General features: G+C 73.6%; 1 protein-coding gene. It reads left to right on the top strand.

Features of this window, described 5'->3' with window-relative positions; genetic code table 11:
- On the top strand, positions 1-1,636 hold a 1,636-nt coding region (locus tag FNH08_RS49675; protein ID WP_407704609.1), incomplete at its 5' end, for a DUF4192 domain-containing protein.
- Between the last annotated feature and the right edge of the window lie 106 nt (positions 1,637-1,742).

Raw genomic sequence — 1,742 nt, forward strand, 5'->3', positions numbered from 1 at the left:
GGGGTTGGAGCAGGGGATGTCGCGACGGGGGAGCGGTGCGCCGTCTGCCTCCACCTCGGCCTCCGCGGAGCACGGGCAGTCCTCCGACCGCCCTTACACGGTCGCGAGCCACGAGCGACCTTCCCTCCAAGCGGGGCACGAGGACTCCTCCCCGTTCCCGGGACACGACGAGGCAAGGGCGTACGTGGAGCACCGGGCGTCCACCGGTCCGTGCGAGGAACACCAGGTCACGCTCCGCACACCGGCGGAACTCGCCGACGCCCTGCCCTACCTGCTCGGGTACCGGCCCGAGGACAGCATCGTGCTCGTCGCGCTGCACGACCGGGACGGCAGGGGGCGCTTCGGCGGACGGGCGCGCCTCGGCATCCCGGCCCAGGCGGACGACTGGCCCGCGGTGGCCGAGCAGCTGGCGCACGGGCTCGTGACCGGCAGTGAGCGCCGAGGTGCCGGGCCCGAAAGCATGGTCGCGTTCCTCTGTCAGGACCCGTCCGGCGGGGAGTCCGCGGGGGAGGTGATGGAGCGCCTGCGACCGCTGGCACAACTCCTGCGCAGGGCATGCGGCCGACTCGACGTGCCCGTCGTCGAGGCGCTCTGCATCTCCGACGGCCGATTCTGGTCGTACTGCTGCCCGGGCAACGGCTGCTGTTCCTCCGAGGGCGAGGCGATGGGGATGCCCGGTACGTCGGTCCTGGCCGCCGCGGCGACGTACGCGGGGCTTCAGGTACGCGGCACCCTGCGGGAGCTGAGGGCCCGGCTCACCCCCTGGGAGACGGCTGCCGCCCTGCCGCAGGAGGAGGCGCTCGACGCCGCGAACAGGGAGGTTGTCCCGCGCATCCTGGACGAGGAGGGTCGCACGGCGATGTCCGAGGAGACCCTCGAGCTGGCACACCGCCTCATGCGCCGCCTCGCGGCCGCCCCGAATGTGTCCGGCACGCTTCAGGCGGACCTCCGGGACGACGAACTCCTCGGACACGAGGACGTGGCGACCCTCGTTCTCGGTCTCCAGGATCGCTCGACCCGCGATCGCGCGGCGGAGTGGATGGAGGACGACGAGGCAGGGCCGGCACTCCGTCTCTGGCGAGCACTCGCCCGCCGCTGCGTCGGCGCCTACCGCGAGCATGCCGCACCCCCGCTCACGCTCGCCGGCTGGGTCGCCTGGTCCTCCGGTGACGAACTGGAGGCGAGGGAAGCCCTGGCCATGGCCCTGGCGGCCGACCGCGACTATCTCTTCGCCCGCCTCCTTCACCAGGCATGCAACGAAGGCCTCGACCCGGAGTCCATCCGCCGCTGCCTCCGCGCGGAACGCAAGAACCGCGGCGAGGCGTTGCAGGCCCCGGCCGACGGCTCCTCGGAACGCAGGAGTGAGAACGGCGCACAGGAACCGGCGCACCACAACACATGCGCCCCTCGGACGCCCGGGACCAGCCCGAGGCGCCGACGCCGGGCACGACCAGAGGCAGGCTCGGGTGTTCGGGTCACCCGGCGATCTTCCGGGACCCTCGGTGACCGCCGCCCACGGTCGGCCGACGGCCCCTCACCCGCGGGCGACGGCCCGGGCCGCCGGACGGACAACACCAGCAGCCGCACACGAGCCCGCCGGGGCACCGGTGGCGGCGGCACGGCGGGCGAAACGTGATGCCGGGCGGTGTGCCCGGAGGCGGCCATGACGCGTACCGGACCTTCCTGGACGGCCGAGATCGGCGCGGACGGCAGCCGGTGACCGCATCCCCACCCGGTCATTG

Source organism: Streptomyces spongiae (assembly GCF_009377185.1).
Lineage (GTDB): Bacteria > Actinomycetota > Actinomycetes > Streptomycetales > Streptomycetaceae > Streptomyces > Streptomyces spongiae.